Origin of the sequence: Pseudidiomarina insulisalsae (assembly GCF_003987065.1) — a bacterium.
Classification (GTDB): domain Bacteria; phylum Pseudomonadota; class Gammaproteobacteria; order Enterobacterales; family Alteromonadaceae; genus Pseudidiomarina; species Pseudidiomarina insulisalsae.
The window spans coordinates 86,117-101,924 of sequence record NZ_PIPY01000005.1; the positions used below are offsets into that span (position 1 = coordinate 86,117).

17 protein-coding genes are annotated in these 15,808 nt (G+C 53.6%); 14 read left to right on the forward strand and 3 right to left on the reverse strand.

The features are described 5' to 3' along the window. The 10 genes from CWI71_RS05665 (at nucleotide 1) to CWI71_RS05710 (ending at nucleotide 9,056) form a co-directional block, all read left to right on the forward strand. Nucleotides 1–774, forward strand: a complete 774-nt coding sequence (locus CWI71_RS05665; protein ID WP_126754305.1) for a heme ABC transporter permease — start codon at nucleotides 1–3, stop codon at nucleotides 772–774. Further along, nucleotides 774–974 (forward strand): heme exporter protein CcmD, encoded by a 201-nt coding sequence (ccmD, locus tag CWI71_RS05670; RefSeq protein WP_126754306.1) that lies wholly within the window; start codon nucleotides 774–776, stop codon nucleotides 972–974. The genes CWI71_RS05665 and ccmD overlap by 1 nt, the downstream gene beginning before the upstream one ends. Before the next feature lie 8 nt (nucleotides 975–982). Further along, on the forward strand, nucleotides 983–1,471 hold the full coding sequence (gene ccmE, locus CWI71_RS05675; RefSeq protein WP_126754307.1) for a cytochrome c maturation protein CcmE: 489 nt from the start codon (nucleotides 983–985) through the stop codon (nucleotides 1,469–1,471). Further along, nucleotides 1,468–3,423, forward strand: a complete 1,956-nt coding sequence (locus tag CWI71_RS05680; RefSeq protein ID WP_126754308.1) for a heme lyase CcmF/NrfE family subunit — start codon at nucleotides 1,468–1,470, stop codon at nucleotides 3,421–3,423. Before ccmE ends, CWI71_RS05680 begins: the two co-directional genes overlap by 4 nt. Continuing rightward, a complete protein-coding gene (locus CWI71_RS05685; protein WP_126754309.1) occupies nucleotides 3,420–3,986 on the forward strand; it encodes a DsbE family thiol:disulfide interchange protein in 567 nt (188 codons plus the stop codon). The genes CWI71_RS05680 and CWI71_RS05685 overlap by 4 nt, the downstream gene beginning before the upstream one ends. Further along, nucleotides 3,983–4,483 carry a cytochrome c-type biogenesis protein gene (locus CWI71_RS05690; protein WP_126754310.1) on the forward strand — a complete coding sequence of 167 codons (501 nt, stop codon included), beginning with the start codon at nucleotides 3,983–3,985 and terminating at the stop codon, nucleotides 4,481–4,483. Before CWI71_RS05685 ends, CWI71_RS05690 begins: the two co-directional genes overlap by 4 nt. Further along, nucleotides 4,480–5,703: a c-type cytochrome biogenesis protein CcmI gene (ccmI, locus tag CWI71_RS05695; protein ID WP_126754311.1), complete on the forward strand. Its 1,224-nt coding sequence runs from the start codon at nucleotides 4,480–4,482 to the stop codon at nucleotides 5,701–5,703. The genes CWI71_RS05690 and ccmI overlap by 4 nt, the downstream gene beginning before the upstream one ends. A gap of 14 nt (nucleotides 5,704–5,717) precedes the next feature. Beyond that, nucleotides 5,718–6,464, forward strand: a complete 747-nt coding sequence (locus CWI71_RS05700) for an MlaA family lipoprotein (RefSeq protein WP_126754312.1) — start codon at nucleotides 5,718–5,720, stop codon at nucleotides 6,462–6,464. 22 nt (nucleotides 6,465–6,486) lie between these two features. Next, the gene (gene galU / locus CWI71_RS05705) at nucleotides 6,487–7,371 is read left to right on the forward strand and encodes a UTP--glucose-1-phosphate uridylyltransferase GalU (protein WP_126754313.1); all 885 of its coding nucleotides are present in this window, start codon (nucleotides 6,487–6,489) and stop codon (nucleotides 7,369–7,371) included. A gap of 134 nt (nucleotides 7,372–7,505) precedes the next feature. Next, nucleotides 7,506–9,056 (forward strand): peptide MFS transporter, encoded by a 1,551-nt coding sequence (locus CWI71_RS05710; RefSeq protein WP_126754314.1) that lies wholly within the window; start codon nucleotides 7,506–7,508, stop codon nucleotides 9,054–9,056. Here CWI71_RS05710 and CWI71_RS05715 read toward each other — a convergent pair whose 3' ends face one another. The 3 genes from CWI71_RS05715 to cmoA all read right to left on the reverse strand — a co-directional run bounded on the left by CWI71_RS05715 (nucleotide 9,057) and on the right by cmoA (nucleotide 11,805). Beyond that, the gene (locus tag CWI71_RS05715; RefSeq protein ID WP_126754315.1) at nucleotides 9,057–9,959 is read right to left on the reverse strand and encodes a LysR family transcriptional regulator; all 903 of its coding nucleotides are present in this window, start codon (nucleotides 9,957–9,959) and stop codon (nucleotides 9,057–9,059) included. A gap of 12 nt (nucleotides 9,960–9,971) precedes the next feature. Then, the gene (gene cmoB, locus CWI71_RS05720; RefSeq protein ID WP_126754316.1) at nucleotides 9,972–10,943 is read right to left on the reverse strand and encodes a tRNA 5-methoxyuridine(34)/uridine 5-oxyacetic acid(34) synthase CmoB; all 972 of its coding nucleotides are present in this window, start codon (nucleotides 10,941–10,943) and stop codon (nucleotides 9,972–9,974) included. A 115-nt stretch (nucleotides 10,944–11,058) separates the two neighbouring features. Next, the gene (gene cmoA, locus CWI71_RS05725) at nucleotides 11,059–11,805 is read right to left on the reverse strand and encodes a carboxy-S-adenosyl-L-methionine synthase CmoA (protein WP_126754317.1); all 747 of its coding nucleotides are present in this window, start codon (nucleotides 11,803–11,805) and stop codon (nucleotides 11,059–11,061) included. Nucleotides 11,806–11,973: 168 nt separating this feature from the next. Here cmoA and aspS point away from each other — a divergent pair, with 168 nt between their 5' ends. From aspS to ruvA, 4 genes are read left to right on the forward strand one after another with little or no spacing between them, the layout of a single operon-like run. Then, nucleotides 11,974–13,752 (forward strand): aspartate--tRNA ligase, encoded by a 1,779-nt coding sequence (gene aspS, locus CWI71_RS05730; RefSeq protein WP_126754318.1) that lies wholly within the window; start codon nucleotides 11,974–11,976, stop codon nucleotides 13,750–13,752. Between the two features lie 14 nt (nucleotides 13,753–13,766). Beyond that, nucleotides 13,767–14,513, forward strand: coding sequence for a YebC/PmpR family DNA-binding transcriptional regulator (locus CWI71_RS05735; RefSeq protein ID WP_126754319.1), 747 nt, complete (start codon nucleotides 13,767–13,769; stop codon nucleotides 14,511–14,513). Beyond that, nucleotides 14,513–15,028: a crossover junction endodeoxyribonuclease RuvC gene (gene ruvC, locus CWI71_RS05740; protein WP_126754320.1), complete on the forward strand. Its 516-nt coding sequence runs from the start codon at nucleotides 14,513–14,515 to the stop codon at nucleotides 15,026–15,028. Before CWI71_RS05735 ends, ruvC begins: the two co-directional genes overlap by 1 nt. Next, nucleotides 15,025–15,645: a Holliday junction branch migration protein RuvA gene (gene ruvA / locus CWI71_RS05745; protein ID WP_126754321.1), complete on the forward strand. Its 621-nt coding sequence runs from the start codon at nucleotides 15,025–15,027 to the stop codon at nucleotides 15,643–15,645. Before ruvC ends, ruvA begins: the two co-directional genes overlap by 4 nt. Nucleotides 15,646–15,808 lie beyond the last annotated feature (163 nt).

Here is a 15,808-nt window from a genome sequence, read left to right on the forward strand (position 1 = left end):
ATGTGGCGTTGGTTGCATCCGTACGCAAAACCTGAAGTTGTCTACCACTTACTGGGCCGCTGGTTACCCTGGGTAACTTTGGGTGCTGTTGCGACATTGAGCATTGGCTTGATTTGGGGGCTGGTGTTCGCACCTGCGGACTATCAGCAAGGCGACAGTTACCGCATTATTTTCGTCCACGTACCGACCGCGATGCTGTCCATGAGTCTCTATCTGGCACTGGCAATCGCTGCTTTTATCGGTCGGGTCTGGCAGTTAAAAATGGCCGATTGGGCTCTGGCCGCTATCGCGCCGGTGGGCATGGTCTATACGTTCATTTCATTGTTTACCGGAGCCGTGTGGGGTAAGCCCATGTGGGGCACTTGGTGGGAGTGGGACGCGCGTCTTACCTCACAACTGATCCTGCTCTTCCTTTACATTGGTGTGCTGGCACTCTATCACGCATTTAGTGACAACCGCACCGGCGCCAAAGCCGCCGGTATTCTGGCGATGGTCGGCGTTATCAATATCCCGATTATCCGTTATTCAGTCGAGTGGTGGAACTCGTTGCATCAGGGCGCAACGCTGACGGTATTTGAACGTCCGCCCATGGCCGATAGTATGCTGTATCCGCTACTGATCTGTTTGCTGGCCTTTGCACTTCTCGCCGCAGCATTAGTTATGCAACGCATGCGTAACGAAATTTTACGACAAGAGCTGCGGCGTCCCTGGGTGAAAGCTCAATTTGCAGCAGAACTTACTGAAGCGAACAATGGTCAGAAGGGGCAAGCATAATGCAGTTTGATAGTTGGCAAGCATTTATAAATATGGGCGGCTACGGCTTTTATGTGTGGCTGGCTTTTGGTGTGAGTTTTCTCGCATTGGCGTTGGTCGTAGTGCAAGGGTTGCAAGCGCGCCGCAAACTTCAGCAGGAGTTTGTCAAAGAGCAGCAACGGCAGCAACGGCTGGCGCGACGTAAACGAGAGGTAACCTAGCAGTGGCAATGAATCCCCGACGAAAACAGCGTTTGACCTGGACTCTTGGCCTCGTTGCCGGTGTCGCGGTGGCAATAAGTGTCATTCTGTATGCGCTGTCGAACAATATCGATCTGTTTTACACGCCTAGCGAAGTCATTGCCGGTAAAGGTAAAGATGAAGTGCGACCTGAAGTAGGTCAGCGTTTGCGCATTGGCGGTATGGTCGTTGAGGGGTCGGTGCGGCGCGATCCGGAAACCCTGGAGGTTGCCTTTCGGGTGACCGATACTGGCCCTGAAGTCACCATATTGTACACGGGTATTCTGCCGGATCTGTTCCGTGAAGGGCAGGGAATTGTCGCACAAGGTGTTATGGTGGAACCGACGGTCATGCAAGCCAGTGAAGTACTGGCCAAGCACGATGAAGAGTACATGCCGCCGGAGCTGGCCGAGAAAATGAAAGGAATCAAGCACGTTAACCCCAACCAACCGGATGCGTTTAAGGGCTCTGATCAATGATTGCTGAATTAGGCCAATTTGCCCTGGCGCTGGCGCTGGGCTTTTCATTATTGCTCGCAATTTATCCGTTATGGGGCGCCTATAAAGGGCATAGTGGGGCGATGCTGCTGGCGCGTCCGTTGGCATATGGACAGTTCGTGTTTACTGCAATTGCCTATGCGGCGCTGACCTGGGGTTTTGTGGTCAATGATTTCAGTATTGCCTATGTCGCGGCGAACTCGAATACGCAGTTGCCGCTGGCCTACCGCATTACTGCGGTGTGGGGCGCGCATGAGGGCTCGTTCCTGTTGTGGATGCTGATGCAGGCTGGCTGGATTGCCGCAGTCGCATTATTCTCACGGCGCATGCCGATTACTATGATGGCCCGCGTTCTCGCTATTTTGGGTCTTATCAGTATTGGTTTTTATCTGTTTATGCTGACGGTATCGAATCCCTTTGATCGAACGCTGCCCTGGATTCCGGTGGATGGGCAAGACTTAAACCCGCTGCTGCAAGACCCGGGCATGATTATTCATCCACCGTTGCTTTACATGGGGTATGTCGGCTTCTCAGTCGCCTTTGCCTTTGCTATTGCAGCGCTATTAACCGGCAAGCTGGACGCTGCCTGGGCACGGTGGTCACGGCCTTGGGCAACGGCGGCATGGTCGTTCCTGACGCTGGGTATCGCGATTGGTAGCTGGTGGGCTTATTACGAGCTTGGCTGGGGCGGCTGGTGGTTCTGGGACCCGGTCGAAAATGCCAGCTTTATGCCTTGGTTGGTGGGTACGGCCCTCATTCACAGTTTGGCGGTTACAGAAAAACGTGGTGCCTTTAAATCCTGGACCGTACTTTTAGCAATTTCGGCGTTTAGTCTGAGTTTGCTCGGTACCTTCCTGGTGCGCTCGGGCGTAATTGTCTCGGTGCACGCCTTCGCCACTGATCCGGCGCGTGGTTTATTTATTCTCGGCTTGCTGGCGGCCGTCATTGGCGGCTCGCTGCTGCTATTTGCCCTGCGTGGCGGTGTGGTGCAAAGCCACACTAAATATGAAGCTGTATCGCGCGAAGTCATGCTGCTTGGCAATAATATTCTGCTGATTGCCGCCACCATTGTGGTGTTGCTCGGTACCTTATTGCCACTGGTACATAAGGAGCTGGGACTGGGTTCTATCTCGATTGGCGTGCCTTTCTTTAATCAGATGTTTACCTGGCTGATCGTACCTTTTGTACTGTTGATGGGGATGGGGCCATTAATGCGGTGGCGCCGGCAGGAGCTGAAGCCACTGCGCAACAGTCTGGCGTTGGCCTTGATGCTGGCCATTGGTCTCGGTTACGCGTTGCCGGCCATTTTTGCTGAGCAGGTTAAAGCAATGGCAGTGCTGGGTGTCATCATGAGTGCCTGGATTACGCTAACCTTGGTTACTGAATTGCGTCTGCGCGTTCAGCAGCGCAAGCAGGGCCTGGCGGGACTGAGTAAACTGGGACGTAGCCACTGGGGTATGGTGCTTGGCCATCTTGGCTTTGCCGTCACCCTGATAGGTATTGCAGCGGTCAGTCAGTATGAGGTTGAACGCGACGTGCGCCTGGCACCGGGTGATAGTGTGACAGTACAGGGCTACCGGTTCCAGTTTGACGTGCTCAGTCAGCAGCAGGGACCAAACTATATTACCGATCATGCAGAGTTTTCGGTTTATTCAGGCGATCGCAAAATTACCGATTTGGTGACCGAAAAGCGTTTTTATACGGTGCAACGCATGAGTATGACAGAAGTCGGGCTTGATGCTGGCTTTACCCGCGATCTGTATGTCGCGTTGGGCGAGCCTTTAGACAACAGCGATGCCTGGGCGGTGCGCATTTACATTAAACCCTTCGTGCGCTGGATTTGGCTGGGTGCCTTGCTAATGGCCCTGGGCGGGGCATTGGCAATGAGTGATAAACGTTATCGTGCGTTTAAGAAACAACGAGGTGATGCATGAGTAAGGGCTGGCGTTGGGCTGTATTGCTATTACCGTTTCTGGCATTTGTGCTACTGGTGGTTTTCCTGCTGCGTGGTTTATTTTCCGACCCGACCGAACTTAGTTCGGCGCTGGTGGGTAAGCCTGTTCCGCAGTTTACTGTGCCCGATCTTTATCAACCGGAACGCACCTATACCCACGACATACTGAAAGGCCAGCCTCTGTTGCTCAATGTTTGGGCGACCTGGTGTCCCACTTGTCGTGCAGAACATGAGTACCTGAATAAGTTAGCAGCCGAAGGCGTTGCCATTATTGGCCTGAATTATAAAGATGACTCCCGCGATAAAGCGGTGGCCTGGCTTAACACATTAGGTGACCCCTATCAGGTAAATTTATTCGATGCCGACGGCAGCGTTGCGCTTGAATTCGGTGTCTATGGCGCCCCCGAAACCTTTCTGATCGATGCGAGCGGCACCGTCCGTTATCGCCATGTTGGCGACGTTAATGAACGGGTCTGGCAGGGCGAACTGGGGCAACGCTACCGGGCGCTACTCGACGGCGCGACACAGGAGACGAACAAATGATTCATGCGCTGTCGCGTTGTCTGGCGTTGGCCAGTATGTTGTTTTTGATTAGTTTCGCGGTAACTGTTCCGTCTGCAGGAGCACAAAGTCTGCAGGAATATGAGTTTGATGAACCGGCGCAGGAAGCACTGTTTCACGACTTGATTGATGAGTTGCGTTGCCCGAAATGTCAGAATCAGAGTATCGCAGACTCGAATGCTGAGCTGGCCAAAGACTTACGTGATCGTACCTATGTAATGGTCAAGCAGGGTGCGAGTAAACAGGAAGTCATTGATTATATGGTCGCACGTTATGGCGACTTTGTTCACTACCAACCGCCGATGACGTTTGTTACCAGCATTCTCTGGTGGGGCCCTTTAACAGTGTTGGCCGTTGGTGCTTTGGTGATTTTATATCGTGTGCGCAGGCAGAAAGTTGAGGAAATTGAACTCGACGCAGGCGAGCAAGCGCGACTGGAAGAACTGCGCCGCGAAGGCGAAAAGGAGCAAAACCGATGAATGTGCTACTGCTGGTTGGAATGGCCGTACTGGCGTTGTTAGCCGTTGCTCTGGTGGCATTTTTTGGTGTCCGGCAACGGGCACAGCGCCGCACCCGGCTTGATGTGAACCGCGAGCTTTACCAGCAGCGGCAGCAGGAGTTAAAGCAGGAGTACGCCGACGGCTTGTTAAGCGAAAAGGCATTTCAGGCTGCTCTGCGCGAATTGGACAAGCGCTTCGTCAACGAGAATGCCGAGCTGGAACAACTTGAAGAGCATGCGATTGGCCGGGGTATCTGGTTGCCGGCGGTTTTTATCGTGATCTTCGCTGCGGTAGGCTACGCTTTGTTCGGTAGTTGGGAGCAGCAACGTTTCGCCGATCAGGCGCGGCAGCAACTCCCCGAGTTAGCGCAACAGGTGCTGAATAATCAGCAGGCAGCTCCCACCGAGGAGGAGCTGAAACTGTTCGCGCTCGGTTTGCGGCAGCGATTGCAGCAAGACGGTGGTGACGGTTTGACCTGGATGCTCTATGCGCGCGCAACGACCGCACTACAGCGTTACGAACAGGCGTTAGAAGCATACGGCCACGCTTATCAGCTTGAACCCGAGCGCCCTGGTATTCTACTTGGCTATGCACAGTTACTGATCAACTTAGGCGGTGCCGAGCAGTTGCAGCGCGCGGCGCGATTGCTATCTGAATTGCTGGCGCTGGAGCCACGCAATATTGATGCGCTGTCGTTAACCGGCGCAGTGGCCTATCAACGAGGTGACTGGCAACAAGCGGTGGAGGCCTGGCGTTTGCTAAGCCGCGTCATGAGCGCCGACGATCCCCGTTACGTTGCCGTGCAAGAGGCACTGGCGGATGCCCGGGCACAGCTGGAAGCAACCCAACAGCAGTTGCGGGTGCGCGTAGAGCTGGCCGATGCGTTACGCGCGCAGTTGCCCGAAGATGCCACTTTATTCGTATTTGTCAAAGCCGTTGATGGCGCGCCGATGCCGGCGGCTGTGGTGCGGCAACCGGTCAATGACTTTCCGGTTGAAGTCGTATTGTCTGACGCGCAGGCCATGCTGCCCGATTACAAAATGAGTCAGTTGAACCAATGGCTGGTTGAAGCACGTATTTCAACTGATGATCGTATTGAAATAGCTGCCGGTGACCTGGGTGCTGAGGCGAAAATAGTTACGCCTGCGCCCGATGCTGAAGTCACCCTGACGATTTCGTTGCAGCTGACACCCAACTGAGCAAGGAGAAGCCATTGAAGAATTCAATTCTAGCAGTAGTGCTTGCGGTGGTCGGACTAAGTGGCTGTGCGTCGGCGCCCGACGACAACTACACTGACCCCCGCGACCCGTTTGAGGACGTAAACCGTGACCTGTGGGACTTTAATCAGGCATTTGACGAGAATGTGATTTGGCCGGTCGCGCGTACCTACGGCAAAATCCCACAGCCAGTGCGTACTGGTTTATTGAACGCCGCCGAGAACCTCGAGGAACCATCGTATTTAGTGAATAATGTACTGCAAGGCAAGTTCAAAGATGCCGGCGTGTCGTTCTGGCGGTTTTTAATCAATAGTACCGTGGGCGTCGTGGGCATTTTTGATGTTGCCACGCCGATGGGATTGACGGTTCGTGAAGAAGCTTTTGGCGAGACGCTGGCCAGCTGGGGCGTAGGTAACGGGCCTTATCTGATGTTACCAGTGGTGGGACCCACCGTGCCCGTTGACCGGGGGGGTGATATTGTCGATGGACTGTATTTTCCGCTGGATGATCTCAGCACGCCGACCAGCATCGCTCGTTTCACCATTAAAGCGCTTGAGCTGCGCTTGAGCTTGCAGGAGCAGGAACGCTTAATGGAGAACGCGCTCGACCCGTACAGCTTCGTGCGCGAAGCTTACTTCCAGCGCTGGCGCGACGACGTGTATGAAGGCAACCCGCCTGCTGAAGCCACCAACGAAGGTGAGCCAGAAGATCTGGGCGATGATTTCTATGAGCAATTTGATTGATGTATAAAAAGGACAAGATGACATGGTGAAAAAAGTCGTCATTCCCGTTGCCGGGCTCGGTACACGGATGTTACCCGCGACCAAGGCGATTCCAAAAGAGATGCTGCCGCTGGTCGACCGCCCACTCATTCAATTTATTGTTGAAGAGTGCGCGGCGGCCGGGCTGACCGATATTATTCTGGTGACTCACTCGAGTAAAAACTCAATTGAAAACCATTTTGATACCAGTTTTGAACTGGAAACCACCCTCGAGCAACGCGTGAAGCGTCAGTTATTGGCCGAAGTTCAGGCAATTACACCGCCGGGCGTGACCATAATGCATGTGCGCCAGGGCGTGGCGAAAGGCCTTGGCCACGCAGTGCTATGCGCCCGGCCTTTAATTGATGATCAGCCATTTGCCGTAGTGTTACCTGACGTGCTGGTGGATAGTGCCAGCTGTGACATGAAGCGCGACAATCTGGCGGAGATGGTGCGCAACTTTAGAGAATCCGGTACCGCACAGGTCATGGTTGAGAAAGTTCCGGCAGATAAAGTCGATCAGTACGGTATTGCCGATATTGCTGGCAGTGACCTGGCCCCTGGTCAGCAAGCGCCGATCAAGCAGTTGGTCGAGAAGCCGCCAGTAGGCAAAGCGCCTTCAGATTTAGCCGTGGTTGGCCGCTACGTTTTTCCGGCAGAGCTGTGGGAACTGCTTAAACGCACTCCGGTAGGCGCAGGCAATGAGATTCAGTTGACGGACGCGATGGCAATGTTGCTGGAGCAGCAAGCCGTGCATGCCTATTACATGAAAGGTCGGAGCAATGATTGCGGTAACAAACTCGGCTATGCGCAAGCGTTCGTTGAACGCGCCCTGCGTCATCCCGAGCTTGGCCCGGCCATGAAAGACTGGCTCAAATCGGTCGTTTAATTCTTGCCCAAGGAGGGTTCATCCCTCCTTTTCTTCCTGCGTTTGGTCGCTTTCTATTTCCTTTTTCCCGCGAAATATGTAGGGTAATACGGTTTTTCAAACACTATAACGATAACGAGTGAAGGCGAATAGGTATGGAACCTAAGACTAACTTACAACAGGACAATGGCTTTTTCGGTCAACCGGCCGGACTACAGACCTTGTTCTTTACTGAAATGTGGGAGCGCATGAGCTATTACGGCATGCGCGCGCTACTTGTTCTATTTATGACCGCAGCTATCCAGGAAGGTGGTTTGGGGATCACCGTAGCTGCCGCAACCGCTATTTACGGCCTCTACACCGGCGCGGTTTACTTCATGGGGCTGCCAGGTGGTTGGATTGCCGACCGTCTGATTGGTGGTCAGCGCGCGACCTGGTATGGCGGTATTGTGATCATGTGTGGTCACATTGTACTGGCGATTCCCTCGGATGTGACCTTCTTCCTGGGCCTGATTTTAGTGGTTCTGGGTACCGGCATGCTGAAGCCAAACATCAGCGCGCTGGTGGGTCAGCTTTATGATGACGGTGATGACCGCCGTGATGCCGGTTATACCCTTTACTACATGGGTATTAACATCGGCTCACTGATTGGTTACCTGGTCACTGGTTACCTGATGGAAAACGTGGGTTGGCACTGGGCCTTTGGTGCTGCTGCCGTGGGCATGTTCTTTGGTTTGGTGCAGTACCGTGTCACCCTTCCTAAACTGGGTACCGTGGGTGCCGAAGCGCCAAAACCACTGTCACCACGCGGTCGTCAGCTGAGCTGGACCATTATCGTTGGCTTTTTAGTCGCCTTAGGCTTTGTGTTTGTCGGCGCCACCACCGGTGCGATTGTTATCAATCCGATTGCCATTGCACAGTATGTAGCGCTGGCCGCGACCATTGTTTTCTTTGTTTATTACGGCAGTATCTTCATCTTCGGCAACCTAACCAAAAATGAAGCGAAGCGCCTGGGCGCATTGTTCCTGGTGTGTATTGCTTCGATCTGCTTCTGGGCAGGGTTTGAGCAGGCCGGCTCGTCACTGAACCTGTTTGCCCGCGACCTGACGGATCGTATGGTTGGTTCCTTTGAAATTCCAACCACCTGGTTCCAGATGCTGAACTCGGGCTTCCTGATTGCCTTGTCGCCTTTCTTCGCGGCACTGTGGGTCAACCTGACCAAGCGCATGATCAACCCGTCTTACGGCTTTAAGAGCGCGTTAGGTCTGATCATTATGGCCAGCGGCTTTATTGTTATGTTTTTTGCTTCGCAGGTGGCAGCATCAGGCATGAAAGTGTCTCCGAACTGGCTGGTTGCGGTGTACTTCCTGCATACCGTCGGTGAGCTTTGCTTGAGCCCGGTTGCACTGAGTGCGGTCAGTAAATTGTCGCCACGCCGTATGGCCGGCCAGATGATGGGTATCTTCGTACTGACTTACTCAATTGGTAGCCTGATGGCCGGTCTGATTGCCGGTAACCTGGACCCGGAGAATACAGAAACTATGCCGGATATGTACCTGCAAATCACCATGTTTGGTATCGGTGTTGGCGTGATTGTGTTCTTACTGGCACTGAAAACCCGTAAATGGGAAGCGCTGGCAGGACAGCCTGATCCTGAGCACGTCGCAATCAATGCGAACGAGCCGGTAAAACAAGAGAAACTCTGATTATCTGAAAGGACCTGAGTTGGTGAGTTCGCTCACCAACATATCGTATAACAACCGGGCGCAAGGCCCGGTTTTTTCGTCTTTAGGCAACACCAGATAGGTCGCGCCGCTGCGATGTGAACCCCCGGCGAGCTGAAGCTCGGTAAGCTGCGTCGACTGCTGAATGGTAAATGGCGGCAACCAGCAAAAGCCGATACCGGCCTCCACCAACTGCAGCGCTTCATTAAAGTTATTCACGGTCCAGCGTTGCTCGGCGCGCAGCCAGCCTTGCTGCTCCAGCGGCTTTTGCGCGGTATCACGAATGACAATTTGCAAGTGCTGACTTAATTCATCAGGGCTCAGTGGCTGATTTCGCTGGGCCAGAGGATGGTTGTTGCTCACTACCAGGTGCAACTGAAAATTCGCGATAGGCTCACCCACGTAACCTTTTGGCACCTGATGGGTAATTACAATATCGGCACGTTTATGAATAATGGTCTCTAACGAGCCGGTGAGCACCGTGTCTTCCATGATCAGCCGGCTGCCGCGGCTATGCAGCTGAAACTCTTTTAACACCGGCAGCAGCAGGTTGCGGTCAAACACCATCTCGATGGCAAGTTTAATTTCAGGCTCCCAGCCTTGCTTGAGGTTCTCTGCCAACTGCTCAAGTTCAGTTACCAGTACCGTTAACTGCCGTGAGCGACGTAACATCACCTCGCCAATGTCCGTCAGCTCAGCCTTGCGGCCTTGCACTTGCAACAGCTTCACACCGAGCGTGTCCTGTAATTTGGCGACCGCGTGGTTCATTGAGCTCTGACTTTTATTCAGCGCCTGAGCCGCCTGGGCATAGCCACCAAAATCGACCACTGCCTGTAAAATACGCCATTGTTCAATCGTGGTGCGGGGCCGGTAACTGCTTGTCATGGCTGCTGACTCCTAGCGCTTGGCGATAATCACGGCGCGACGCGGAGCAGGGTACCCCTCCAGCGTTTTAGCGTGATCATCAGGATCAAGAAAGTCCACCAGTGACTGGCCCGTCATCCACTGCGTGGCGCGCTGCTCATCGAGCGTGGTTACGTTCTCATCAACCACGCGGGCATCGCTGAAGCCACAGCGCTCAAGCCAATGCAGCAGGGCTGCGGTGCTGGGAATAAACCAGACGTTACGCATTTTGGCGTACGTCTGCCCGGGCACCAGCACGGTCGTCGTATCGCCTTCCACAACCAGCGTTTCCAGCACCAGCTGTCCGCCTTCACGCAACTGCGCCTTTAACTGGGTAAGAAAATCAACCGGCGAGCGGCGGTGGTACAGTACACCCATACTGAACACCGTATCGAAAGCACCCAGCTCGGGCAGGTCTTCCACGCCGAGTGGGAACAGATGGGCGCGACGCTGTAGTTCGGCGGACATAAAGTGGCGCACGGCAAAAAATTGCGCCATAAACAGTTGTCCGGGATCAACCCCCCAGACCTGATCCGCGCCGCTTTCAAGCATGCGCCATAAGTGATAACCGCTACCACAGCCGACATCCAGCACCTGCTGTCCGGTCAGGTCGCCCAAATGGGGCGCGACCCGCTGCCATTTAAAGTCAGAACGCCACTCGGTATCAATGGTCACGCCATGCAAATGAAATGGTCCCTTGCGCCAGGGTGTCAGCTGCTGCAACAGCCCACGGATACGATTTTGCTCTCCGTCGCTGACATCACTGCTAGTAACCGTTACCGTGTCACCTAAATCAACCTGTTCAGGCGGCAGCGTCGGCAGTTGGGCAACACAGCGCAGCCACTTGGGCAGCTCGCCATGTTGTTGGTCACGTTGCCATTGCTCAAGCTGTCGTGGCAAGTCGGTCAGCCAGTGGCGCAGGGGCGACCGCGCCACCGCAATCAAATCATCTTTAAATAAATCCATAGAAAATCCAAAGCGTTATTAGTTATTGGTTATTAGATATTGGAAAACCAATAACCAATAACCAGTATCCAATAACCAATATCCAATATCTAATATCCACTAACGCTCTCGTAGTTTAGTCTTTTACCGCTATGAGGGCGGCGAAGTTGTAGCATTGAAACCATACCTGTGTTGATGTGAAACCTACATCGGCTAGCCGTTGCTGGTGCGTTTCCAGACTGTCGATGCGCATCACGTTTTCAATGGCCGCGCGTTTCTGGCTGATTTCCAGCTCGCTGTAGCCGTTGGCGCGCTTGAATTCGTGGTGCAACTCAATGAGTACCTCATCCATGGCCGCGTCTTCGCTTTTGAATTTTTCCGCCAGCAGCAAGGCACCGCCCGGACGCAGGCCGTCGTAGATGCGTTGCAGCAGGTCGCGGCGCTGCTCTTGTGGTACGAACTGCAGGGTGAAATTCATGGTCACCACCGATGCTTGTTCGATACTGGTCTCACGTACGTCGGCACAGCGAACTTCGACCGGGACAGCGCTGCGAAAGCCTTGCAAGTGCAGGCGGCAGCGCTCGACCATGGCGGTCGAGTTATCAATGGCGATAATGTTTACAGAGTTATGGTCGCCAAGGTTCTGACGCATGGCCATGGTGGCGGCGCCCAGTGAGCAACCGAGATCGTAAAGGTTGCTGTTGGCCTGAGCATAGCGGTGGGTTAACTGACCAATGCCGTGCAAAATACTCTGATAGCCCGGTACCGAACGATTGATCATGTCCGGGAAAACCTCAACCACGCGCTGGTCAAACACGAAGTCACTGACCTGCGTTAACGGCTCGGCAAAAATTGCGTCGGGCTTACTGTCATAGCTGCTCATCTGTTTCACGTCCTAGTCTTGCATCAGGAGGTATGGCTGTTGCGCATAGTTTAACGCACCGCAGGGCAAAACTTGAGGTTTTTATTGAGGTGGCGCTACTGACAATTCCTGTCAGTCCGTTATAATGTGGCGCTTTGTAAAATTCTAACTTGTGGTAGGGAAGCTCCCATGCGTAGCCATTATTGCGGACAGCTCGAAAAGAGCCTTGTTGAACAACAGGTGACCCTGTGTGGATGGGTCAATAAACGTCGGGACCTCGGCGGTTTGATTTTCATCGATATGCGCGACCGTACCGGTCTGGTGCAGGTGGTATTCGATCCGGACCAGGCTGAGTTGTTTGATACTGCCAATAAGTTGCGTCAGGAGTTCTGTATCCGCCTGAAAGGCACGGTACGCGCGCGACCAGAGAGCCAGGTAAATGCCAACATGGCCACGGGTGAGATTGAAGTCATGGCGAATGAGCTCGAGATTCTGAGTCGTTCAGAGCCGCTGCCAATTGACTTTAACCAACACGTCAGCGAAGAAGCGCGGTTACGCTTCCGCTATCTGGACTTGCGCCGTCCCAATATGAACCACAATTTGCAGTTCCGCGCCTGGGTGACCAGCGCAGTGCGTCGTTTTATGGACGAGGCGGGCTTTCTTGACATCGAAACGCCTATGCTGACGCGCGCCACACCTGAAGGTGCCCGCGATTATCTGGTACCAAGCCGTACGTATAAAGGCAAATTTTTTGCCTTACCACAGTCGCCACAGCTGTTTAAACAGTTGCTGATGATGTCGGGTTTTGATCGTTACTATCAAATCGTCAAATGCTTCCGTGACGAAGATTTACGTGCCGATCGTCAGCCTGAATTTACCCAGATTGATATTGAAACTTCGTTTATGAGCGCCGAGCAGGTCATGGCTGTCACCGAAGAGATGGTGCGTAAGTTATTCCATGAAATGCTGGGGCTTGATTTAGGCGACTTCCCACGCATGAGCTGGCACGAGGCTATGCAGCGCTACGGCAGTGATAAACCCGATCTGCGTAACCCGCTGGAACTGGTTGATGTTGCCGATGTGCTTAAAGATGTTGAGTTTAAAGTTTTTGCCGGTCCTGCGAACGACCCCAAAGGTCGGGTTGCCGCGCTGAAGGTGCCAGGTAAAGCGGCGGATATTTCACGTAAAAATATCGACGAGTACACCAGCTTTGTCGGCATTTATGGCGCCAAAGGTTTAGCCTGGATGAAGGTCAACGATATTGGCGCAGGTCGTGACGGTTTGCAGTCACCAGTACTGAAGTTCATTCCGGATGCTGCTTTGCAAACCATTCTGGAGCGCACCGATGCCGCCGATGGCGATATTATTTTCTTTGGTGCTGATAATGCCACCGTGGTGGCCGAAGCTATGGGCGCGTTGCGTCTGAAAGTAGGCGAAGAGCATGGTTTTGTCAGTAATGAGTGGCGCCCGTTATGGGTCGTCGACTTCCCGATGTTCGAAGAGCAGGACGGCCAGTTAACTGCAATTCATCACCCGTTCACAGCGCCGGTCGGCGTGACGCCGGAAGAGTTAAAAGCAAACCCTGCGGGAACCCTCTCGAATGCTTACGATATGGTACTCAATGGTGTTGAAGTGGGTGGCGGTTCTGTCCGTATTCATGACAATGCCATGCAACAGGCAGTATTTGAAATTCTCGGCATCAGCAAAGAAGAAGCGAAAGAGAAATTTGGCTTCCTGCTGGAAGCGCTGAAGTATGGCACTCCGCCACACGCAGGTCTGGCGTTTGGTTTGGATCGCCTGGTGATGTTAATGGTCGGTGCCAGCTCGATTCGTGAAGTGATTGCCTTCCCGAAAACCACGACTGCTGCCTGTGTGCTAACCGATGCGCCTGGCCTTGCTAATCCTGGTGCATTGCAGGAGTTAGGGGTTGAGGTTAAGGTAGCTGAGGACGCTAACGACAACGACTAACGAGGAGCGACACAATGGCAGGTCATTCCAAATGGGCCAACATTAAACATCGCAAAGCCGCGCAGGACGCTAAGCGCGGCAAAATATTCACTCGTCTCATTCGCGAAATTGTGGTCGCTGCCCGCCAGGGTGGCGGCGACCCTGATACCAACCCACGCTTACGTGCGGCAATTGACAAAGCGCTGTCGAACAATATGAAAAAGGACACCATTGATACCGCAGTAAAGCGCGGCAGTGGTGATCTGGAAGGCGATAACGTCGAAGAATTAAGTTATGAAGGCTATGGCCCCGGCGGCGTGGCAATTCTGGTTGAAACCATGACCGACAATCGCAACCGTACGGTTTCTGAGGTGCGGTACGCCTTTAGTAAACATGACGGTAACCTCGGCACCGATGGTTCGGTGGCCTACCTGTTCAACAAACGTGGCGTGTTGAGCTTCTCTGCAGAGGTCGATGAGGACAGTCTTATGGAAGCTGCGCTGGAAGCGGGCGCTGAAGACATTGTCACCAACGATGACGGCAGCTTCGATGTCTACACCACGCCGAATACTTTTGGCGCGGTAAAAGATGGTCTGCTTGCTGCAGGGTTCGAGCCTGCGCATGCCGAGGTCGGGCTGATTCCGGAAACGCGCTCGCAACTAGAAGAAAATGACGCCGAGAAATTCCTCAAGCTGATTGATGCTCTGGAAGAGCTCGATGACGTGCAGGAAGTCTATCATAATGCAGATATTGCCGATGACGTGCTGGAGCGTATTGGTTAATGGCTATTATTCTGGGCATCGACCCAGGGTCGCGGATGACCGGCTACGGTATCATTCGCCAACAAGGCAATCAGCTTACCTATCTGGCCAGCGGCTGCATCAATGCTGCCGGAACCGCGCGACAACCGTTGAGCCTTGCCGAAAAGCTCAAGGTCATTCATGATGGAGTAAGTGAGCTTATTGCTCAGTTCCAGCCGGACGAGTTTGCGATTGAACAAGTTTTTATGGCGCGTAACCCTGACTCGGCGCTTAAGCTGGGTCAGGCGCGCGGCGCCGCGATTGTAGCTGCCGCGCAAGCCGGTTTGCCGGTTGCCGAGTACGCCGCCCGTCTGGTGAAACAGGCCGTGGTGGGCACCGGCGCCGCCGATAAAGCTCAGGTACAGCATATGGTGATTGCCATGCTCAAGCTGACCCACCGACCGCAGGCAGACGCCGCCGATGCACTGGCCGTTGCGATGTGTCATGCACATAACCGAAAACAAGCCATCTTAATGGCTGCAAGGAGAGGACGTTGATTGGTCGTTTAACGGGTACGTTAATAAGCAAGCAGCCGCCAGAAATTATGATTGACGTGCAGGGTGTTGGTTACGAGGTGCAGATGCCCATGACCTGCCTGTATGAGCTGTCCGACGTGGGTGAGACGGTGACGGTGATCACCCATTTTGTGGTGCGCGAGGACGCGCAATTATTGTATGGCTTCAATACCTTCGCCGAACGTTCGTTATTCCGGCAACTGATCAAAGCACAAGGTGTCGGCCCTAAATTAGCCCTGACCATTATGTCGGGCATGACCGCGCATCAATTCGTGCAGGCCGTCACCCACGATGACGTGTCGAGTCTGATAAAACTACCCGGCGTAGGGCGCAAGACTGCTGAGCGGCTGGTGGTAGAGATGCGCGACCGCTTAAAACAATGGGGCAGTGCCACCCCGGCGACCGACGCAGCGCCGATGGATACCAGTGATTTGCAACCGACGCTCGCAGCCAGTTCGCCACGAGACGACGCGCTGGACGCATTGCTGGCGTTAGGCTACAAGCCGGCACAAGCGGAAAAAGCAGTAGCACAGGCGGTGAAGGGCAATACCAGTGCATCAAGCGAAGAACTCATCCGCACAGCACTGAAAAACATGTAAAAACAAATGCGTTATTGGTTATTAGATACTAGATATGTAAAAGCAAGAGCGTTATTGGTTACTAGATATTAGTTATTTAAAGCCAATAACCAATATCTGATAACTAACAACGTAGTTGTCTTTAACCAATAACCAATATCTGATAACTAACAACGTAGTTGCA